The sequence below is a fragment of the Kitasatospora gansuensis genome, assembly GCF_014203705.1.
Lineage (GTDB): Bacteria > Actinomycetota > Actinomycetes > Streptomycetales > Streptomycetaceae > Kitasatospora > Kitasatospora gansuensis.
Genome location: NZ_JACHJR010000001.1, coordinates 1,827,588 through 1,851,342 on the forward strand (window position 1 = coordinate 1,827,588; position 23,755 = coordinate 1,851,342).

At 72.8% G+C, this 23,755-nt stretch carries 2 protein-coding genes and 1 pseudogene; all 3 read right to left on the reverse strand.

All coding sequences use genetic code 11. From position 1 onward, the window contains the following. Positions 1-46: 46 nt before the first annotated feature. Positions 47-15,676, reverse strand: a complete 15,630-nt coding sequence (locus F4556_RS08170; protein WP_376775670.1) for an SDR family NAD(P)-dependent oxidoreductase — start codon at positions 15,674-15,676, stop codon at positions 47-49. After that, positions 15,651-20,459 carry a type I polyketide synthase gene (locus tag F4556_RS08175; protein WP_184912941.1) on the reverse strand — a complete coding sequence of 1,603 codons (4,809 nt, stop codon included), beginning with the start codon at positions 20,457-20,459 and terminating at the stop codon, positions 15,651-15,653. Before F4556_RS08175 ends, F4556_RS08170 begins: the two co-directional genes overlap by 26 nt. Before the next feature lie 64 nt (positions 20,460-20,523). Continuing rightward, positions 20,524-23,727 (reverse strand): annotated as a pseudogene (locus F4556_RS08180) (type I polyketide synthase); the annotation flags it as partial. Between the last annotated feature and the right edge of the window lie 28 nt (positions 23,728-23,755).

The window sequence follows — 23,755 nt, forward strand, 5'->3', positions numbered from 1 at the left end:
CGCTATCCCGATTCCTTTCCGTGTTCGTTCATTGCCCGATAGGTGATCAGTCGTCGATGGTGAGGCCCTCGAAGGCCATGCTGATCAGGCTGTCGGCGTCGAGCCCGTCGAGCGAGCCCTCCTGGTCCGCCGCGCCGTCCTGGTCCGCCCCGCCGTCGCCGGCGGCCGACTCGCCGTCCAGGTCCAGCAGTTCGTCCAGCAGGCCCGCGGCCCGCAGCCGGTCGAGCGGGATCTCCCGCAGGATGCGGCGGATCCGGTCCTCCTCGGTGCCGACGGCACCGACCTGGTCGGCCCCGGTCTCCGGGACCAGCACCTCACCGAGGTGCAGGGCCAGCGCCCGGGCGTTCGGGTAGTCGAAGACCAGCGTGGCCGGCAGCCGGAGGCCGGTGGCCGCGTTGACCTGGTTGCGGAACTCGACCGCCGACAGCGAGTCGAAGCCCAACTCCTTGAAGGCGCGGTCGGGTTCGACCGCGTGGCCACCGGCGTGGCCGAGGATCGCGGCCGCCTGGGTCTGCACCAGGTCGAGCAGAACGTCCGCGCGGTCGGCCGCCGGGAGGCCGTTCAGCCGGGCCAGCAGGCCGTCGACGGAGACCGCTCCGGCGGCGGCCGCGGCGGCCCGGCGCGGGCGGCCCCGGACCAGGCCCCGGAAGACCGGCGGCAGATCCTCGCCCGCCTCGGCCAGGGTCCGCAGGTCGAGCCGGATCGGCAGCACCGCCGGGACGGCCAAGGTGCCTGCCACGTCGAAGAGTTCGAGACCACGCTCGGTCGGGATCGCCCCGATGCCGACCCGGCCCATCCGCCGGACGTCGGCCTCGGCCAGCTCGCCGGCCATGCCGCCGTCGGCCCACAGGCCCCAGGCCAGCGACTGGGCGGGCAGACCGTTGGCCCGCCGGTGCGCGGCGAGCGCGTCCAGGAAGGCGTTGGCCGCCGCGTAGTTGCCCTGCCCCGCGTTGCCGAGCGTGCCGGCCGCCGAGGAGAAGAGCACGAAGGCGGTCAGGTCCATCCCGCTGGTGAGCTCGTGCAGGTTGAGCGCCGCGTCCACCTTCGGGCGCAGCACCCGGTCCATCCGCTCGGGCGTCAGCGAGCCGATCGCACCGTCGTCCAGCACACCCGCGAGGTGTACCACGCCGGAGAGCTGACGGCCGGTCAGCAGCGTGGCCACCGACTCCCGGTCGGAGACGTCACAGGCGGCGATCTCCACCTCGGCGCCCAGCCCGGCCAGTTCGGCCCGCAGCTCGGACATCCCGTCGGCCGCCGCACCGCGCCGGCTGACCAGCAGCAGGCTGCGGACCCCGTGCTCGGTCACCAGGCGACGGGCCACCAACCGGCCCAGCAGACCGGTCGCGCCGGTCACCAGCACCGGGTCCGTGGCACTCCGGTCGAAGCGGGTGGCAGGCGCGCCCGACACACCGTCAGCGACCGACGCACCGTCAGCGACCGGCACCCGGGCCAGCCGGCCCGCGAGGACCGTACCGCCCCGGACCACCACCTGCGGTTCACCGGTGGCCAGTACGGCGGCGAGCGCCGTGGCCTCCCCGGCCGGTCCGCTGTCGAGGTCGGCGAGCACGATGCCCTCGGGGTCGCTCAGCTGCGCGGCCCGGACCAGGCCCCAGACCGCCGCACCCGCCAGGTCGGTGACGTCCTCCCCCGGCAGCGCGACGACGCCCCGGGTGAGCACCGCCAGCGTGGCGGCGGCGAAGCGCTCCTCCTGCGACCAGGTCTGGAGCACCGCGAGCACCCGGTGGGTGGCGGTACGGACCGCCTCCGCGTCGTTGCCGCCCTCGACCCGCAGCACCACCACCTCGGGCACCGCCGCACCGGTCGCCGCGACGGTCTCCCAGTCCACGGCGGACACCGGGGCGGCGTGGGCGGCCGGGGTCACCGGAGTCCAGTCCAGGGTGAACAGGCTGTCGTGGAAGGCCGTCCGGCCCGCCGCCAGCTGCTCGTCGGTGACCGGTCGGGAGACCAGCGAGCGCACGGACGCCAGCGGGTTGCCGACGGCGTCGGCGATCACCAGCGCCACGGTGTTCTCACCCGTCGGCGAGATCCGGACCCGGACGGCGGCCGCACCGGCCGCGTGGAGCTCGACACCGGACCAGGAGAACGGCAGCACCCTGCCTTCGCCGTCCGCACCGTCGTTGGCCAGGATCGCCGCGTGCAGGCAGGCGTCCAGCAGCGCCGGGTGGAGGCCGAAGCGAGCGGCCTCCGTGTGCGCCTCGGCCGGCAGCGAGACCTCCGCGAGGATCGCGTCACCGTCCTGCCAGACCGCGCGCAGGCCCTGGAACACCGGGCCGTAGCCGAAGCCGATGTCCAGCAGTCGCCGGTACCCGTCCTCGATGTCCACCGCCGTCGCGCCGCTCGGCGGCCAGGCGGTCAGGTCGAAGGAAGGCGCCCGGGTCTCGTCCGTGAGCAGACCCTCGGCGTGCAGGGTCCAGCCCGTCGCCTCGTCACCCTCCAGGTGGGAGTGGATGGTGACCGGACGGGCACCCGTCCCGTCCGCCGCGCCGACCGCGACCTGGAGCTGGACGCCCCCGCGCTCCGGCAGCACCAGCGGCACCTGGAGCGTCAGTTCCTCCAGCACTCCGCAGCCGAGCTGGTCACCGGCCCGGATCGCCAGTTCGACGAAGCCGGTGCCGGGGAAGAGCGTCGTCTCCCCCACCACGTGATCGGCCAGCCAGGACTGCGCCCCGGTGGACAGCCGCCCGGTGAGCACCAGGCCCGCACCGTCCGGGAGTTCGACGGACGCGCCGAGCAGCGGGTGCTCGACGGCGTCCTGGCCGACGGAAGCGACGTCGTTCACCCCGGCCAGCGCGTCCACCCAGTAGCGGGTCCGCTGGAAGGCGTACGTCGGCAGATCCACCCGCCGGGCACCGGAGCCCGCGAAGAAGGCCGGCCAGTCGACCGCCACACCGGCGGCGTGCAGGCGGGCGAGCGCGATGACCGGAGTTGTGCTCTCCGGGCGGTCCCTGCGGGCCGCCGCGACGAACAGCGCGCGGTCGGACTCGACGCTCTGCTGGGCCAGCCCGGTGAGGATGCCGTCGGGGCCGATCTCCACGAAGCGGGAGACCCCGCGCGACTCCAACTCCCGGACGTTGTCGGCGAACCGGACCGCGTCGCGAACGTGGCTGACCCAGTACTCCGGGTCCGTGACGTTGCCAGTGGTCACCACCGGGGTCTTCGGCTCGGTGAAGGTCAACCCGCCGACCACGGTGCGGAATTCGTCGAGCATCGGGTCCATCAGCGGCGAGTGGAAGGCGTGCGAGACGCTCAGGCGCTTGGTCCGCTCGAAGCCCTCGGCGATCCGCAGAACGGTCGCCTCGTCACCCGAGACCACCACCGAGCGCGGGCCGTTGACCGCCGCGATGCTGACGTCAGTGGTCAGCAGCGGCAGGATCTCCTCCTCGGTGGCCTCGATCGCCACCATCGCACCGCCCGTGGGCAGTTCCTGCATCAGCCGGCCGCGGGCCGTGACCAGCTTGGCGGCGTCCTTGAGCGAGAACACCCCGGCGACGTGCGCGGCGGCGATCTCACCGACCGAGTGCCCGGCCAGGAAGTCGGGCCGCACACCCCAGGACTGCACCAGGCGGTACAGCGCGACCTCGAAGGCGAACAGCGCGCTCTGGGTGTTGACGGTGCGGTTCAGCTCATCGGCGTCCTCGCCCCAGATCACCTCGCGCAGCGAACCGTCCAGCTCCGCCAGCACCTCGTCGAAGGCGGCGGCGAACACCGGGAAGGCGGCGTGCAGTTCGCGTCCCATCCCGAGCCGCTGCGACCCCTGACCCGTGAACAGGAACGCCACCTGCGCGCCCGGCCGGGCCGGAGTGACGTTGCCACCGCCCGCCGCGAGCTCGCGCAGTGCGGCGATCAGCTCGTCCCGGTCGGCGCCGACGGCCACCGCCCGGTGGTCCAGCGCGGAGCGCGAGGTCGCGAGCGAGAACCCCAGGTCGGCCGGGGCCAGTTCGGGCCGGGCCTCGACGTAGTCGGCGAGCCGGGCCGCCTGGGCCGGGATCGCGTCCACGTTCTTCGCCGACACCGTCCAGGGCACCACGGGCAGTTCGGCCGCCACGGTAACCGGCTGCGCCGCCTCGGCCGGGGCTTGCTCGATGATCACGTGCGCGTTGGTGCCGCTCAGCCCGAAGGACGAGATGCCGGCCCGGCGCGGACGGCCGGTCTCCGGCCAGTCCCGACGCTCCGTCAGCAGCTGGACGTTGCCCTCGGTCCAGTCCACCTTCGAGGTCGGCGCGTCCACGTGCAGGGTCTTCGGCAGCACACCGTTGCGGATCGCCTCGACCATCTTGATGATGCCGCTGACGCCGGCGGCGGCCTGGGCGTGCGCCAGGTTGGACTTGATCGAACCCAGCCAGAGCGGCTGGTCCGCCGGCCGGTCCTGACCGTACGTGGCCAGCAGCGCCTGCGCCTCGATCGGGTCACCGAGCGTGGTGCCCGTGCCGTGCGCCTCGACCGCGTCGACCTCGGCGGTCGACAGGCCCGCGTTCGCCAGCGCCTGCCGGATCACTCGCTGCTGCGAGGGACCGTTCGGCGCGGTCAGACCGTTCGAGGCGCCGTCCTGGTTGATCGCGCTGCCCCGCACCACGGCGAGCACCGGGTGCCCGTTGCGCCGCGCGTCCGACAGCCGCTCGACCAGCAGGACACCGACGCCCTCGGACCAGCCCGTGCCGTCGGTCGCCTCGGCGAACGACTTGCAGCGCCCGTCCTTGGCCATCCCGCGCTGGCGGCTGAAGTCGATGAACATGCCCGGCGTGGACATCACCGCCACACCACCGGCCAGCGCGAGCGACACCTCACCCGAGCGGAGCGCCTGGACGGCCATGTGCAGAGCAACCAACGAGGAGGAGCAGGCGGTGTCCACCGTGACGGCCGGGCCCTCCAGGCCCAGGGTGTAGGCGACCCGGCCGGTCACCAGGCTGCCGCCACTGGTCGTGGCGGCCTCCGGACCGAGGCCGTAGTCGTGGTACATCACGCCGCCGAACACACCGGTCCGGCTGCCCTTCAGCGTGAGCGGGTCGATGCCCGCGTTCTCGATCGCCTCCCAGGACGCCTCCAGCAGCAGGCGCTGCTGCGGGTCGATGGTGACCGCCTCGTTCGGGGAGATCCCGAAGAAGTCGGCGTCGAAGTCGGCTGCGTCGTACAGGAATCCGCCGGTACGGGTGTACGTGCGGCCCGCCTTGCCCGGCTCCGGGTCGTAGAGCGCGTCGAGGTCCCAGCCGCGGTCGGTCGGGAAGTCCGACACCGCGTCGACCCCGTCGAGCACCAACTGCCAGAGGTCCTGCGGTGATTCGACGCCGCCCGGGTAGCGGCAGGCCATGCCGACGATCACGATCGGGTCGTCGGTCAGCGGCGTCACCACCGCGACCGGGGCGGCGGATTCGGCCTCGGTGCCGGCCAGGGTCTCGCCGATGTGGTCGGCGACCGCCTGGGCGCTCGGGTAGTCGAAGACCAGGGTCGCCGAGAGCCGGATGCCGATCACCGTGTTGAGGCGGTTGCGCAGTTCGACCGCGCTGAGCGAGTCGAAGCCCAGCTCCTTGAACGCCCGGTCCGGCTCCACCGCGTCGATGGAGGCGTGGCCCAGGACCGAGGCCACCTCGGTCCGCACCAGCTCCAGCAGGGCCCGTCCGCGCTCGGCGGCGTCGAGGCGGGCGAGCTGCTGCCCGACCGCCGATCCGCCGCCGGCACCCGCCCGCGCCGCCTGCCGGGCCGGGGCCCGGACCAGCCCGCGCAGCAGGCTGTGCAGCGAATCACCTTGCGTACGAAGGGCCTTGGGGTCGATCCGGAGCGGGACCAGGACGGCCTCGCCGGTCGCGATCGAGGCGTCGAACAGAGCAAGGCCCTCGGCCTGCGGCAGGGCCGGGAGGCCCAGCTTCGCCATCCGCTGCTCGGCCTCGTCGATCGAGTGCGCACCGCTCATGCCGGTGGTGACGCCCCAGAGACCGAAGGCCATCGAGGTGGCCGGCAGACCGGCTGCCCGGCGCTGGACGGCGAGGGCGTCCAGGAAGGTGTTGGCCGCCGCGTAGTTCGCCTGACCCGCCGCCAGCACCATGCCACCGGCCGAGGAGAACATCACGAAGAACGCCAACTCGGTGCCAGCGGTGAGCTCGTGCAGATGCCAGGCGGCGTCCACCTTCGGCGCCAGCACCGCATCCAGACGCTCCGGCGTCACCGAGGTGACGACCCCGTTGTCCATCACACCGGCGACATGCACCACACCCGCCAACGGACGCTCCAGCGAAGACAGCAGCTCCCGCACCGCCGCACGATCCGCCACATCACACGCCGCGACCTCGACCGCCGCGCCGAGCTCAGCCAGCTCGGCCACCAACTCCCGTGCCCCCGGCGCCTCCAGGCCCCGACGGCTCGTCAGCAGCAGGCTGGTAGCGCCGTGCTCGACCACCAGGTGGCGGGCCACCAGCGCACCGAGACCACCGGTACCGCCGGTCACCAGGACCGTGCCGTCGACCACCGAGGGCACGACGCCCTCGACCGCGACGACCTTCGCGAACCTCGGCACCCGCACCACACCGGCCCGGACCGCCGCCTCCGACTCACCCGAGGCCACCACCGCACTCAGCGCGGCCCCGGACTCCGGCGCACCGTCCCAGTCCACCAGCACGAACCGGCCCGGGTTCTCGGCGATGGCGGCGCGCACCAGACCCCACACCGGAGCCTGCACCACATCCACCACATCGCCGTCCCCGGCGACCACCGCGCCGCGCGTCAACACCACCAGACGCGAGTCGGCGAAGCGCTCGTCACCGAGCCACTCCCCCACCACACCCAGCACCCGACCGGCCAACTCCCGCACCGCACCCGGCACACCACCCGAAGGCGTCACACACTCCAACACCACCGCCGCCGCATCACCGGCCGACGAACCCCAAGCCGGCAACGCACCCGAACCGGAACCGACCGAAACCACCGGCCACTCCACCCGGAACAACGACTCCACACCACGACCCGCCGACAACTGCTCCGACGACACCGGCCGCCCCACCACCGACCGCACCGAGAGCACGGGCGTACCCACACCATCGGCGACCGCGAGAGCGATGTTGTGCTCGGGCCCGACCTGCGAAATCCGTACCCGGACCTCGTTGGCCCCGGCGGCGTGCAGGGTGACGCCGTTCCACGAGAACGGCAGGACGGGCTCGCCGTCGGGACGGTCACCGGCATCGAGCAGGATCGCGTGCATCGCGGCGTCCAGCAGCGCGGGGTGCAGGCCGAAGCGAGCGGCCTCCGCGTGGGCCTCGGCCGGCAGGGCCACCTCGGCGAACAGGTCGTCACCACGCTGCCAGGCGGCCTTCAGCCCCTGGAACACCGGGCCGTAGGCGTAGCCCTGGGCGAGCAGCACCTCGTACGCGTCGCCGGTGGCGACGGCCTTGGCTCCGGCCGGCGGCCACTCCGAGAAGTCGAACGACGGCGCTGCGGCACCGGAGATCAGCACACCCTCGGCGTGCAGCGTCCAGTCCCCGCCCTCGTCGCCCTCGATGCGCGAGTGCACGGTCACCGTCCGGGCGCCCGAACCGTCGGCCTCGCCGACCGCGACCTGGACCTGCACCGAGGCACCCGGCGGCAGGATCAGCGGCGCCTGGAGCGTCAGCTCCTCCAGCACGTCGCACCCGACCTGGTCACCCGCCCGGATGGCGAGTTCCACGAAGCCGGTGCCCGGCAGCAGAACGTTGCCCAGCACGTCGTGGTCGGCGATCCAGGCGTGGGTGTCGATCGACAGCCGCCCTGTCAGCACCGCACCGCCGGCATCCGGCAGCGTGACCACCGCGCCGAGCAGCGGGTGCTCGGCCGAACGGAGCCCGGCGGACGAGATGTTGGTGGTGTCCCCGCCGAACCAGGAGTCGGCCAGGTACTCGTTGGTGTCGACCCAGAAGCGCTGACGCTGGAAGGCGTAGGTCGGCAGATCCACCCGCCGGGCACCGCTGCCCGCGAAGTAGGCGGCCCAGTCCAGCTCGACGCCGCCGGCGAAGAGCCGCCCGAGCGCCGTCACGAAGGTGGCCGCCTCCGAACGGTCCCGGCGCTGTGTCGGGACGAGGACGGCCTCCTCGGACTCCACGCTCTGCTGGGCCAGCCCGGTCAGGATGCCGTCGGGGCCGATCTCCAGGAAGCGGGAGACCCCCTGCGACTCCAACTCCCGGACGCTGTCCGCGAACCGGACCGCGTCGCGGACATGGGCCACCCAGTACTCGGGATCGGTGAAGCTGCCGCTTGCCACCACCGCGATCGACGGCTCGGCGAACGTCAACCCGGAAACCACCGCACGGAACTCATCGAGCATCGGGTCCATGAGCGGCGAGTGGAACGCGTGCGACACGCTCAGCCGCTTGGTCCGCTCGAAGCGAGCGGCGATCTCCAGCACGGTGACCTCGTCACCCGAAACCACCACCGAACGGGGGCCGTTGACCGCCGCGATGCTCACCAGGTCGGTCAGCAGCGGCAGCACATCCTCCTCGGTGGCCTCGATCGCCACCATCGCACCACCGGCGGGCAGTTCCTGCATCAGCCGACCACGCGCGGAGACCAGCTTGGCGGCGTCGGAGAGCGACAGCACCCCCGCCATATGCGCAGCCGCGATCTCACCCACGGAGTGCCCTGACACGAAGTCAGGCCGCACACCCCACGACTCCACCAACCTGAACAGCGCCACCTCGAAGGCAAACAGCGCACTCTGCGTGTGGACGGTCCGGTTCAGCTCCGACGCATCGTCACCCCACACCACATCACTCAGCGACCCGCCCAGCTCACCCAACACCTCGTCAAACGCCGCCGCGAACACCGGGAACGCACCGTGCAGCTCACGCCCCATCCCCAACCGCTGCGACCCCTGACCCGTGAACAGGAACGCCGTCCGCCCACGCGACCGCCCCGAACCGCTCACCACACCCGGGCTGGTCCGCCCGTCCGCCAGGGCCCAGAGCCCGGCCAGCAGCTCGTCCCGGTCCGCGCCGACCACCACACCCCGGTGCTCCAGCACCGCCCGCGTCGACACCAGCGAGTACCCGACGTCGACCGGGTCCAACTCCTCGCCCGCGTCGAGGTGTTCGGCCAGCCGGGCGGCCTGCGCCCGCAGCGCCTCCGGGTTCTTCGCGGAGACCACCAGCGGCAGCACCGGCAGACCGGCGGCAGCAACCGAGGGCTGCTCCACCTCCGCCGGGGCCTGCTCGATGATGACGTGCGCGTTGGTGCCGCTCAGCCCGAAGGAGGAGATGCCGGCCCGGCGCGGGTGCCCGGTCTCCGGCCAGTCCCGATTCTCCGTCAGCAGCTGGACGTTGCCCTCGGTCCAGTCCACCTTGGTCGTCGGCGCGTCCACGTGCAGGGTCTTCGGCAGCACGCCGTTGCGGATCGCCTCGACCATCTTGATGATGCCGCCGGCGCCCGCCGCCGCCTGGGTGTGACCCAGGTTCGACTTGATCGAACCGAGCCACAGCGGCTGGTCCGCCGGCCGGTCCTGGCCGTACGTCGCCAGCAGCGCCTGCGCCTCGATCGGGTCACCCAGCGTCGTACCCGTGCCGTGCGCCTCGACCGCGTCCACGTCGGCGGTGGTCAGACCCGCGTTGGCCAGCGCCTGCCGGATCACCCGCTGCTGCGAGGGACCGTTCGGCGCCGTGAGGCCGTTCGACGCACCGTCCTGGTTGATCGCCGTACTGCGGACCACCGCGAGCACCGGGTGCCCGTTGCGCCGCGCGTCCGACAGCCGCTCGACCAGCAGCATGCCGACGCCCTCGGACCAGCCCGTGCCGTCCGTCGCGTCCGCGAAGGACTTGCAGCGCCCGTCCTTGGCCAGGCCCTTCTGCCGGCTGAACTCGACGAACACCTCGGGGGTGGACATCACCGCGACACCACCGGCCAGCGCCAGCGAGCACTCGCCCGAACGGAGCGCCTGGGCCGCCAGGTGCAGCGCGACCAGCGAGGAGGAGCAGGCGGTGTCGATCGTGACGGCCGGGCCCTCCAGGCCGAAGACGTAGGACACCCGTCCCGAGGCGATCGCGCCCGTGCTGTTGTTGGCCGCGTAGTCGTGGTACATCATCCCGGCGAAGACGCCGGTCGAGCTGCCCTTCAGCGTGGCCGGGTCGATCCCGGCCCGCTCGAACGCCTCCCAGGAGGTCTCCAGCAGCAGCCGCTGCTGCGGGTCCATGTAGAGCGCTTCGTTCGGCGCGATCCCGAAGAACGCGGGGTCGAACTCGTCCGCGTCGTGCAGGAATCCGCCCTCGCGGGTGTACGTGGTGTTGGCCCGCTCGCCGGTCGGGTCGTAGACCTGTGCGGTGTCCCAGCCACGGTTGACCGGGAAGTCGGAGACCGCGTCGACCCCGTCGGCCACCAGCCGCCAGAGGTCCTCCGGCGACTCCACGCCGCCCGGGAACCGGCAGGCCATGCCGACGATGACGATCGGCTCGTCGTCCGTCGCCGAGGCCGTGGAGACGACCGCGGCGATCTCGGTCTTCGCCCCGCGCACGGCCTCCAGCAGGTACGCCGCCAGGGCGACCGGCGTCGGGTAGTCGAAGACCAGGGTGGCCGGCAGCCGGCGGCCGACGGCCTCGGTCAGGCTGTTGCGGAACTCCACGGCGGTGAGCGAGTCGAAGCCGAGGTCCTGGAAGTGCCGGTCCGGGTCGACCGCCTTGGGGTCGGGGTGGCCGAGCACGCCGGCCGCCGTTCCGATCACCAGGTCGAGCAGCGCCGACGGCCACTTGTCCTCCGGCAGCGAGGCCAGCTTGCGCTGCAGCGCGCCGCTCTCGGTCTTCGCGCCCGCCTTGCGGCGGCGCGCGGCCGGGGCCAGGCCGCGGAAGACCTCGGCAAGGCCCTCGCCCTGCGCGCGCAGCGAGGCCAGGTCGAAGCGGGTCGGCACGGTGATCGCTTCGCTGGTGAGCAGCGCGGCGTCGAAGGCCTGCACGCCCTCTTCCGCCGACAGGGCGAACATCCCGCCCTGGGAGATCCGGGAGCGGTCCGCACCGGCCAGCTTCCCGGCCATGCCGCCGGCCTGGTCCCACAGGCCCCAGGCGAGCGAGTGCGCGGTCAGGCCGTTGGCTCGGCGGTGGGCGGCCAGCGCGTCCAGGAAGGAGTTGGCGGCCGCGTAGTTGCCCTGGCCGGGCGCGCCGAGCAGACCGGCGGCCGAGGAGAAGAGCACGAACGCGGCCAACTCCCGGTCCGCCGTGAGCTCGTGGAGGTTGAGCGCGGCGTCCACCTTCGGGCGGAGCACCGCGTCGATCCGCTCGGGGGTGAGCGAGCCGACCACACCGTCGTCCAGCACACCGGCGATGTGCACCACACCGATCAGCGGCTCGTCCCGCAGCAGCTCGGCGGTGGCCTGACGGTCCGCCAGGTCCACGGCGGCGTACGCGACCTCCGCTCCCAACTCGTTGAGTTCGGCGGCCAGTTCGGCCGCGCCAGGAGCATCCGCGCCGCGCCGGCTGACCAGCAGCAGCTTACGCACGCCGTACTCGGCGGCCAGGTGCCGGACGAACAGTCCGCCCAGCGCGCCGGTGGCACCGCTGACCAGGACGGTACCCTCGCCGTCCAGCGTGACGCCCTGCTCGGCGGCCGCCGTGACCCGGGCCAGCCGGGCCGCGCGCAGCACGCCCTGGCGCACCACCACCTGCGGCTCACCACTGCCGACGACCGCGGCGACCGTCGCCGCGTCCAACTCCCCGTCCACGTCCGCGAGCTGGATGCGCCCGGGGCTCTCGGACTGGGCCGACCGCACCAGGCCCGCGGCTGCGGCGGCGGCCAGATCGGTGACGTCCTCGCCCGCGAGCGCCACGGCGCCACGGGTGGCCACCAGCAGGCGCGCGTCCGCGAAACGGTCCTCGTCGGCGAGCCAGTTCTGCAGCACCTCGAGGGTCCGGTACGTGGCGGTACGGACCGCCTCGGCGTCCGAACCGCCCGCGATCTCCAGGGTCACCACGGCCGGGACCGCGCCACCGTCGGCGACCCGGGCCCAGTCGGCGTACGCCACCGGCTCGGCCGGTCCGTCCAGGGTGACCGGCGCCCAGTCCAGGCGGAACAGCGAGTCCTGCGCCCCGGACCGGGCGGCGGCCAGCTGCTCGCCGGAGATCGGCCGCAGCACCAGCGAGTCGACGGACGCCACCGGGCGGCCCTCGCCGTCGGCGACGGCCAGCGCGAGGCCGCCACCGGTGCCGGTCGGGGTCAGCCGGACCCGCGCCACGGCCGCGCCGGCCGCGTGCAGCGAGACGCCGGACCACGCGAACGGCAGCGCGCCCTGCTCACCGATCGCGCCGGTGAACACGGCCGCGTGCAGGCAGGCGTCCAGCAGGGCCGGGTGCAGGGCGAGCCGCTCGGCGTCGGAGCGCGCCTGCTCGGGCAGGGCGACCTCGGCGAACACCTGGTCGCCGAGCTGCCAGACCGCCTGGAGGCCCTGGAACACCGGCCCGTAGGCCATCCCGGCCGCCGTGAACCCCTCGTACAGACCGCCCAGTTCGACCGGAACGGCACCGGCCGGCGGCCACTGCGTCAGCTCCTCGCCGGTCCGCCGGGCACCGGGGACCAGCACACCGGTCGCGTGCCGGGTCCACGGCAGGTCGGCCGCCGCGCCCTGGCGGCGCGAGTGGAAGGTCACACTGCGGGCCCCGGTGTCGTCGGCGGCGCCGACCACCACCTGCACCTGCACGGCGCCGCTCTCGGGCAGCACCAGCGGCGCCTCCAGCGTCAGTTCGTCCAGCAGGTCGCAGTTGACCTGGTCACCGGCCCGGATCGCCAGCTCGACGAAGCCGGTGCCGGGGAACAGCACCGAGCCGCCGACCACGTGGTCGGCCAGCCACTTCTGCGACCCCACCGACAGCAGGCCGGTCAGCACCACGCCGTCGGTGTCGGCCAGCGTCACGGCGGCCCCGAGCAGCGGGTGATCGGCCGAGTCCAGGCCCGCCGAGGTCACGTCCGCCAGGGTGGGCTGGGCGTCGATCCAGTAGCGGGCGTGCTGGAAGGCGTAGGTCGGCAGGTCGATCCGCTCGGCGCCGGAACCGGCGAAGAACGCCGACCAGTCGATGCCGACACCGGCGGTGTGCAGCCGGGCCAGCCCGGTGAGCAGCGCGTCCGCCTCGGAGCGGTCCCGGCGCGACAGCGCGACGAACACCGCGCTCTCGGACTGGGTGGACTGCGGGGCCACCCCGGTCAGGATGCCGTCGGGGCCGATCTCGACGAACCGCGAGACCCCGACCGACTCCAGGTACCGGACGTTCTCGGAGAACCGGACCGCGTCACGGACGTGGCTCACCCAGTACTCGGGGTCGGTGACACTGCCACTGGCCACGACCGGGATCTTCGGCTCGGCGAACGTCAGCCCGGAGACCACGGCGCGGAACTGATCCAGCATCGGGTCCATCAGCGGCGAGTGGAACGCGTGCGAGACGCTCAGCCGCTTCGTCCGCTCGAAGCGAGCGGCGATCTCCAGCACGGTGGCCTCGTCACCCGAGACCACCACCGAGCGCGGACCGTTCACCGCCGCGATGCTCACCAGGTCGGTCAGCAGCGGCAGGATCTCCGCCTCGGTGGCCTCGATCGCCACCATCGCACCACCGGCGGGCAGTTCCTGCATCAGCCGACCACGCGCCGACACCAGCTTGGCGGCGTCGGAGAGCGACAGCACCCCGGCCACGTGCGCGGCCGCGATCTCGCCCACCGAGTGCCCGGCCAGGAGGTCGGGCCGCACACCCCACGACTCCACCAACCTGAACAACGCCACCTCGAAGGCGAACAGCGCACTCTGCGTGTTCACCGTCCGGTTCAGCTCGTCGGCGTCCTCACCCCACACCACATCACGCAGCGAACCACCCAGCTCCGCCAACACCTCGTCAAAAGCCGAAGCGAACACCGGGAAAGCAGCGTGCAGTTCACGCCCCATCCCGAGCCGCTGCGACCCCTGACCCGTGAACAGGAACGCCGTCCGGCCCTCCCCCACCACGCCCTTGACGACTCCGGCGCCCTGCCCGCCCTCCGCGAGGGCGGCCAGTCCGCGCAGCGCCGCCGCGCCGTCGCCCGCGAGGACGACCGCCCGGTGCTCCAGCGCCGCCCGCGAGGTGGCCAGCGAGAACGCGACGTCGCGCGGGTCGAACTCGTCGGCGTCGCCGAGGTGTTCGGTCAGCCGGGCGGCCTGGGAACGGAGCGCGTCCGCACTCCGGGCGGACAGCAGCCAGGGCACCGGGACTCCCGCCACCGGCTCGGGCCGCACCACCGGCTCGGCGGCGGGCTCCGCCTCGGGGGCCTGCTCGATGATGACGTGCGCGTTGGTGCCGCTCACACCGAAGGCCGAGACGCCGGCCCGGCGCGGGTAGCCGTGATCCGGCCACTCCTGAGCCTCCGTCAGCAGCCGGACGTTGCCCGCCGACCAGTCGACGTGCGAGGACGGCTCGGTGACGTGCAGGGTCTCGGGCATCAGGCCGTGACGGATCGCCATGACCATCTTCATCACACCGCCGACACCGGCCGCCGCCTGGGCGTGACCGATGTTGGACTTGATCGAACCGAGCCAGAGCGGCCGCTCCTCGGGGCGGGCCTGGCCATAGGTGGCGAGCAGCGCCTGCGCCTCGATCGGGTCACCCAGCGTGGTGCCGGTGCCGTGCCCCTCGACCAGGTCGACCTGACCCGCGGGCACCCCGGCGTTGGCCAGCGCCTGCCGGATCACCCGTTGCTGGGCAAGGCCGTTGGGCGCGGTCAGGCCGTTGGACGCACCGTCCGAGTTGACCGCCGAGCCCCGGATCACCGCGAGCACCGGGTGCCCGTTGCGGCGCGCGTCCGACAGCCGCTCCAGCAGCAGCACGCCGGCGCCCTCGGACCAGCCGGTCCCGTCAGCCGACTCCGAGAACGCCTTGCAGCGGCCGTCGGGGGCCAGGCCGCGCTGGCGGCTGAAAGCGATGAACGGCGACGGCGTGGACATCACCATCACGCCACCGGCCAGCGCGAGCGTGCACTCCTTGCGGCGCAGCGCCTCGGCGGCCAGGTGCAGCGCGATCAGCGAGGAGGAGCAGGCGGTGTCGACCGAGAGGGACGGGCCCTCCAGGCCGAGCACGTAGGAGACCCGGCCCGAGATCACCGACGACGCGCTGGCCGTGGTCATGTAGGCCTCGGCCACCTCGGGCGCGGCGTCCAGCAGGTCCTCGTAGTCCTGGATGCCCGAGCCGGTGAAGACGCCCACCCCGGCGCCGCGCACGCTGTCCGGGCTGATGCCCGCACGCTCGAGCGCCTCCCAGCTGATCTCCAGCATCAGGCGCTGCTGCGGGTCCATGGTCAGGGCCTCGCGCGGGCTGATGCCGAAGAAGCCCGGGTCGAAGTCGGCGACGTCGTGGACGAACCCGCCCTCGCGGACGTAGCTGGTCCCGGACTTGTCGGCGTCGGTGTCGTGGTCGATGACCCAGCCGCGGTCGGCCGGGAACTGCGTCACCGCGTCCCGGCCCTCCGCGACCAGCTGCCAGAGCTCCTCGGGCGAGGTCACCCCACCGGGGTACCGGCAGCTCATCGCGACGATCGCGATCGGCTCCAGGTCCTCGCTCTCGATCTGCTGGAGCCGCTGCCGGGTCTGGTGCAGATCGGCAGTGACACGCTTGAGGTAATCGAGGAGCTTGTCGTCGTTCGCCATCTCAGTCCCACCGAGTCCTTTGGTCCTAAAGCCCGTTGCCCGCTCAGGCGAGGCCGAGTTCCTTGTCAATGAAGTCGAATACGTCGTCGGCGGAGGCGCTCTCCAACTGCCCGCCGACGTCCGGGCCCTGGCCTGCCCCGAGGCTCTCGTTCAGCCGGGTGAGCAGGGCCTGCAGCCGGGAGGTCAGGCGGCTCGCCTCGATCTCCTCGCCGGAGAGACCGTTCACGACCTCCTCGAAGCGGTCGAGTTCGGCCAGCAGAGGCACCGCGGGCACCCCGCCGACCGGGCAGAGCTCCTTGCGCAGGTACTCGGCGAGGGCCAGCGGCGTCGAGTGGTCGAACACCATCGAGGTGGGCAGCTTCCGGCCGGTGGCCGCGCTGAGCGACTCCCGCAGGTCGACCGCCGCGACCGAGTCGAAGCCGAGGTCCTCGAAGGAGCGGCCGGCCTCCAGCGCCGCCGGGTCGTCGTACCCGAGCAGGCCGCCGACGTGCTTGCGGACCAGGTCGAGCAGGGTGCGGCTCTGCTCCGGCTCGGACAGCGCGGCGAGCTGCTCCACCAGACCCGAGGTGCCGCCCGCCTGGTCCGCCTCCGATGGACCGGCCAGCGCGGCACGGACCTCCGGGATGGCGTCCAGCAGCGGCCGGGGCCGCGCGACCGTGAAGGTCGGGGCGAACCGCGACCAGTCGAAGTCGGCCACCACGACGTTGCTCTCGTTCTGGCCGACCGCGCGGCGCAGCGCGGTGATCGCCAGCTCCGGCGCCATCGCGGGTGCGCCGATCCGCCGCATCAGGGCGCCGAGTTCGGCGTCGACCATGCCGCCGTCCCAGGAGCCCCAGGCGATCGCGGTGGCCGGCCGACCCTGCGCCGTGCGCCGCTGGGCCAGGCCGTCCAGGAAGGCGTTGGCACTGCCGTACGCGGCCTGGTTGCCGCTGCCCCAGACGGCGGAGCCGGAGGAGAAGAGCACGAAGGCGTCGAGCTTGCTGTCGCCCAGCAGCTCGTCCAGGTGGACGGCACCGAGCACCTTGGCCCGGCCGACCTCGGCGAACTCCGCCACGGTCAACTCGCCGAGCGGGGCGATCCGTTGAGCCACCCCGGCGGCGTGCACCACGGCGGTCAGCGGCCGGTCGGTGGGCACCTCGGCCAGGACGGCGGCCAGCGCGGCGCGGTCGGCCACGTCGCAGGCCGCCACCGTCACCTCGGCGCCGAGCGCGGTCAGTTCGGCGATCAGCCGGTCCACGCCGGCGGCGTCCCGGCCGCGACGACTGGTGAGCACCAGGTGCTCGGCGCCTTCGGCCGCCAACTCCCGTGCCACGTGCGCGCCGAGACCGCCGGTGCCGCCGGTGATCAGAACCGTGCCGTGCGGCTGCCAGGTGTCCTGAGCTGTCAGCTGATCGCCGAGCGGCGAGCGGACCATCCGGCGGCCGAGCACCCGGCCCTGACGGATCGCCAGCTGGTCCTCGCCGCCGGTCGCCGTGACGGCGTCCAGCAGCCGGGAGAGCGAGAGCTGATCGGCGGTCGGCGAGAGGTCCACCAGGCCGCCCCAGGTGTCCGGGTGGTCGAGCGAGAGGCTGGCGCCGAGACCCCAGACCGCCGTCTGCGACGGCACCGCGGTCTCCTGCGCACCGTCCACCGCGACGGCACCGGCGGTGACCGCCCAGAGCGGCACGCCGAGTGCGGCGTCCCCGAGCGCCTGAGCGAACGTGATGCTCGCGGCCAGCCCTCGGGAGAGTTCGGGGTGTACGGGGTGCGGGGCGTCGTCCAGCGCGAGCAGGGACAGCACGCCCAGCACCGGCTCGCCGCCGGCCAGCCGGCCGGCCAGCGCCGCCCGGTCCTCGTCGGCGACCTCGAACGGCACGGCGTGGGCGCCGCGTTCGCCGATCGCCGCCAGCACACCGACCACCAGGTCGTCCGTCAGCCGACCCGCCGGGACGGCCACCAGCCAGGCACCGAACAGCGGCCCGCCCGACAGTTCGCCGACCGGCTGCCACTCCACCCGGTAGCGCCAGGAGTCGACCTGCGCCTGCTCCCGGTGGCTCCGACGCCAGGCGGCCATCGCGGGCAGCACCTTGCCGAGATCCGCCGAGTCGACACCCAACTGGTCGGCGAAGAGCGGGAGTTCCTTGCCTTCGACGGCATCCCAGAACGCCGACTCCAGCGGATCCGCAGCCCTGGCGGGGGTGGCGGCGGACTCGGTGGGCTGACTGTCCGCCCAGTAGTGACGGCGCTGGAACGCGTACGTCGGCAGGTCGATCCGGGTGGCACCCCGGCCGCCGAAGTACGCGACCCAGTCCACCGTGACACCCTGCGCGTGGGCGCGGGCCAGGCCGGTCAGCAGCTCGCGCTCCTCACCGCGCTCGCGGCGCAGCGTGGAGACGAAGACCGCCTCGGAGTCGGCGCTGACGCAGTCCGCTCCGGCTGCGGTGAGGACGGCGTCGGGGCCGATCTCCACGAAGGTGGTGACACCGCGCGACTCCAACTCCCGCACGTTGTCGGCGAAGCGCACCGCGTCGCGGACGTGGCTCACCCAGTACTCGGGGTCCGTAAAGCTTCCGCTCGCAACGACCGCGATCTTCGGCTCGGCGAACGTCAACCCGCCGACCACAGCGCGGAATTCGTCCAGCATCGGGTCCATCAGCGGCGAGTGGAACGCGTGCGACACGCTCAGCCGCTTGGTCCGCTCGAAGCCCTCGGCGATCTCCAGCACGGTCGCCTCGTCACCCGAGACCACCACCGAACGCGGGCCGTTCACCGCCGCGATGCTCACCTCGTCGGTCAGCAGCGGCAGGATTTCCGCCTCCGTCGCCTGAATCGCCACCATCGCACCACCGGCGGGCAGTTCCTGCATCAGCCGACCACGCGCCGACACCAACTTGGCGGCATCCGCGAGCGACAGCACCCCGGCCACATGCGCCGCCGCGATCTCACCCACCGAGTGACCCGACACGAAGTCAGGCCGCACACCCCACGACTCCACCAACCTGAACAGCGCCACCTCGACCGCGAACAACGCGGCCTGCGTGTTCACCGTGCGGTTCAGCTCTGAGGCATCGTCACCCCACACCACGTCACGCAGCGACCCGCCCAGCGCCGCCAACACCTCGTCAAAGGCCGAAGCGAACACGGGGAACGCGGCAGCCAGCTCACGCCCCATCCCCAACCGCTGCGACCCCTGCCCCGTGAACAGGAACGCCGTCCGCCCGTCGGTCTGCGCAACACCCTGCACGACCCCGGCCGGCTTCTCGCCCTCCGCCAGCGCCCGCAGCCCGGCCAGCAGCTCGTTCCGGTCCGCCGCGACGACCACGCCCCGGTGCTCCAGGGCCGCGCGCGAGGTGGCCAGGGAGTAGCCGAGGTCCAGCAGGCCCAAAGCGGGCCGGGCTTCGAGGTGTTCCACCAGTCGGGCGGCCTGGCCACGCAGTGCCTGCGCGCTGCGGCCGGAGACCCGGACCGGCACCAGAGAAGTCGGCAGCACCGCCTCGGGGGCCACCGGCTCGGTGTCCACCGCCGGGGGCTCCTCGACGATGACGTGCGCGTTGGTGCCACTCAGCCCGAAGGAGGAGATCCCGGCCCGGCGCGCGTGGCCGTTGTCCGGCCAGGCGCGGGCCTCGGTGAGCAGCTCGATGTTGCCCACCGACCAGTCGACGTTCGGCGACGGCTCGTCGACGTGCAGCGTCTTCGGCAGCACGCCGTGCTTCATCGCCTCGACCAACTTGATGATCCCGCCGACCCCGGCCGCCGCCTGGGTGTGGCCGATGTTCGACTTGAACGAGCCCAGCCAGAGCGGCCGTTCGGCCGGACGCCCCTGGCCGTACGTGGCGAGCAGCGCCTGCGCCTCGATCGGGTCGCCCAGCGTCGTGCCGGTGCCGTGCGCCTCGACGGTGTCGACCTCGTCGGCCGACAGCTGCGCGTCCGCCAGGGCGGCACGGATGACCCGCTGCTGGGACGGGCCGTTGGGCGCGGTCAGGCCGTTCGAGGCACCGTCCGAGTTGACCGCCGAGCCCCGGATCACCGCGAGCACCGGGTGCCCGTTGCGCCGGGCGTCCGACAGCCGCTCGACCAGCAGCATGCCGACGCCCTCCGACCAGGTGGTGCCGTCGGCGGCACCGGCGAAGGACTTGCAGCGGCCGTCCGGGGCCAGGCCGCGGTCCTGGCTGAAGCCGACGAAGGAGACCGGCGTCGCCATCACGGTGACCCCGCCCGCGAGCGCCATCGTGCAGTCGCCGTTGCGCAGCGACTGGATGGCGAAGTGCAGGGCGATCAGCGAGGAGGAGCAGGCCGTGTCGACGGTGATCGCCGGGCCCTCCAGGCCGAGCACGTACGCGACCCGGCCGGACGCGACGCTGGCGAGACCGCCGGTGCCGCTGTCCGCCGAGTAGTCGTGGTAGACCACGCCGGCGAAGACGCCGGTCCGGCTGCCCTTCAGGGACTGCGGGTCGATGCCCGCGCGCTCGAAGGCCTCCCAGGCGGTCTCCAGCATCAGGCGCTGCTGCGGGTCCGTCTCGCGGGCCTCGCGCGGGCTGATCCGGAAGAAGTCGGCGTCGAACTCCCCCGCGTCGTGGAGGAATCCGCCCTCCTTGCAGTACGTCTTGCCCGGCGTGGCCGGGTCCGGGTGGTAGAGCTCGTCGGTGTTCCAGCCACGGTTGGTCGGGAACAGCGAGATCCCGTCGGTGCCCGAGGCCACCAGGTCCCACAGCTGCTCGGGCGAGCTGATCCCGCCCGGGTAGCGGCAGCTCATCGCCACGATGGCGATCGGCTCGTGCTGCTTGGCCTCCAGCTCGCGGAGGTGCCGCTTGGTCTGCTGCAGGTCCGCGGTGGCGCGCTTCAGATACTCGCGGAGCTTCTCGTCGGTACCCATCTGCCCTCAATCGGTCTCAAGCTGTTCGTGAACCGGCCGGCTGTCGTGCGTACGTGTGTGCTGGTCAGGAGATCCCGAGTTCGCTGTCCAGGACCGCGAACAACTCGTCATCGGTGGCCTCGTCGAGCAGGTCGTCGGCCTCGTCGGCGACCGAACCGCCCTGCGTGTCGTTCCACTTGCGGAGCATGGCTTCCAGACGCGCGGTGATCCTGGCGCGCTCGCCGACCGCCGGGGCGACCACCGAGAGCGCCTCGGAGAGCCGGTCCAGCTCGCCCAGCAGCGGGGCCACCGCGGCGCCACCGGCCGGGTCGATCTCGGCGTTGACGAACTCCGCCACCGCCCGGGAGTTCGGGTAGTCGAAGACCAGGGTGGCGGGCAGCGGTACGCCGGTGACCCGGCTCAGCCGCTTTCGCAGCTCCACGGCCGCCAGCGAGTCGAACCCGAGCTCCTGGAAGGCCAGGTCGGGCCCGATCTCGTCGTGCGAGGCGTGCCCGAGCACCGCCGCGACATGGATCCGGACCTCCTCCAGCAGCACCCGCTCCCGGTCGACGTCCGGCAGCCCGTCGATCCGCTGACGCAGCGCCAGGACCTCGAACGGGTCCTCCTCCGGCTCCACCTCGCGGCCGGAGAAGTCGCTGCCCCCGTTCAGGGCCTCCAGCCAGTAGCGCTTGTGCTGGAAGGCGTACGTCGGCAGGTCCACCCGCCGCGCGCCCGAGTCGGCGAAGAACGCCGGCCACTTCACCGCCCCGCCGGCGACGTGCAGGTGGCCCAGTGCGGCCACCAGCGCGGCGGCCTCCGGGCGGTCCCGACGCTGCGTCGCGACCAGGACGGCGTCCTCGGACCCGACACTCTGCTGGGCCAGCCCGGTCAGGATGCCGTCCGGGCCGATCTCCACGAACCGCGAGACACCCGAGGACTCCAACTCCCGTACCGCATCCGCGAAACGGACCGCCTCGCGGACGTGCCGAACCCAGTACTCGGGGTCCGTGAACGAGCCTGACGCCACCACCGGTATCGACGGCTCGGCGAACGTCAGCCCGGAGACCACCACACGGAACTCGTCCAGCATCGGGTCCATCAGCGGCGAGTGGAACGCGTGCGAGACGCTCAGCCGCTTCGTCCGCTCGAAGCGAGCGGCGATCTCCAGCACGGTGGCCTCGTCACCCGAGACCACCACCGAACGCGGCCCGTTCACCGCCGCGATGCTCACCAGGTCGGTCAGCAGCGGCAGGATCTCCGCCTCGGTGGCCTCGATCGCCACCATCGCACCACCGGCGGGCAGTTCCTGCATCAGCCGACCACGCGCCGACACCAGCTTCACCGCATCCGCCAGCGAGAACACTCCGGCCACGTGCGCCGCCGCGATCTCACCCACCGAGTGCCCTGACACGAAGTCGGGCCGCACACCCCACGACTCCAGCAGCCGGAACAACGCCACCTCGAAGGCGAACAGCGCACTCTGCGTGTTCACCGTCCGGTTCAGCTCGTCGGCGTCCTCGCCCCAGAGCACGTCCCGCAGCGAACCACCGAGCTCCGCCAACACCTCGTCAAATGCCGAAGCGAACACCGGGAACGCAGCGTGCAGCTCACGCCCCATCCCGAGCCGCTGCGACCCCTGACCCGTGAACAGGAACGCCGTCCGGCCGCCGTTCGCCTGACCGGACACACCCCCGCCCTCGGCCAGCGCCCGCAGCCCGTCCAGCAGCTCGTCCCGGTCCGCCGCGACCACCAGCCCCCGGTGCTCCAGCACCGAACGCGTCGTCAGGAGCGACAGCGCCAGGTCCGGCACCGCGATCTCGGGCCGGGCCTCCAGGTGCCGCAGCAGCCGGTCCGCCTGAGCACGCAGCGCGGCGGCGGTCTTCGCCGTCACCACCACCGGCACGGCCGGCAGCGGCCTGGGCTCGGTCTCCGGCTCCTCGGCGTCGGGCTCGGGGACCTGCTCGATGATGACGTGCGCGTTGGTCCCGCTCAGCCCGAACGAGGAGATGCCCGCGCGTCGCACCCGTCCGGCCTCCGGCCAGGTCTGACTCTCCGTCAGCAGCCGGACCTCGCCCGAGGTCCAGTCGACCTTGCTGGTGGGCTTGTCGACGTGCAGGGTGCGCGGCAGCACGCCGTGCTTCATCGCCATGACCATCTTGATGATGCCGCCGACCCCGGCCGCCGCCTGGGTGTGGCCCATGTTGGACTTCAGCGAGCCCAGCCACAGCGGCTGGTCGGCCGCCCGGCCCTGACCGTACGTCTCCAGCAGCGCCTGCGCCTCGATCGGGTCGCCCAGCGTCGTACCAGTGCCGTGGCCCTCGACCACGTCCACATCGGCGGACGTGAGGCCGGAGCCGGAGAGTGCCTGCCGGATCACCCGCTGCTGCGAGGGACCGTTCGGGGCGCTGAAACCGCTGGAGGCACCGTCCTGGTTGACGGCCGACCCGCGCACGATGGCGAGCACCGGGTGGCCGTTGCGCCGCGCGTCCGACAGCCGCTCCAGGAAGAGCACGCCGGCGCCCTCGGAGCAGGTCATGCCGTTGGTGGCCTCGGCGAAGGACCGGCAACGCCCGTCCTTCGACAGACCGCCCTGGGTGCTGAAGAAGACGAACATCTCCGGGTTGGACATCACCGTCACGCCACCGGCCAGCGCCAGCGTGCAGTCGCCCCGCCGGAGTGCCTGCACCGCGAGGTGCAGCGCCACCAGCGAGGAGGAACAGGCGGTGTCGACCGAGAGGGACGGGCCCTCCAGGCCGAGGGTGTAGGACACCCGGCCGGTCACCAGGCTGCCCGCGGCCGAGGTGCCGGGCTCCCGGCCCTGGGCGTAGTCGTGGTACATCACGCCGCCGAAGACGCCCGTCCGGGTGCCCTTCAGCGACAGCGGGTCGACGCCCGCGCTCTCGATCGCCTCCCACGAGGCTTCCAGCAGCAGGCGCTGCTGGGAGTCCATCGCGAGGGCCTCGTTCGGGGAGATCCCGAAGAAGCCGGGGTCGAACTCGCCCGCGTCGTGGAGGAATCCACCCTCCCGCGAGTAGGTCTTCCCCGGCTTTCCGGGCTCCGGGTCGTACACGTCGAGGTCCCAGCCGCGGTCGGCCGGGAACTCCGACACCGCGTCCACCCCGTTCGCCACCAGCTGCCACAGCTCCTCGGGCGACGTCACGCCTCCCGGGTAGCGGCACCCCATGCCGACGATCGCGATCGACTCGTCGTCGGGCTTGCGCGCCGCCTCGTCGAGGCACCGGCGGGCATCGCGCAGCTCGGCAAGGGTTCGCTTGAGGTACTCGACAAGCCTCTGCTCGTTGCTCGTGCTCACCGAA

What these genes read in the sequence shown, in the direction of transcription:
- F4556_RS08175 (WP_184912941.1), bottom strand. Translation starts at nt 20,459, where the DNA reads ATGGGTACCGACGAGAAGCTCCGCGAGTATCTGAAGCGCGCCACCGCG.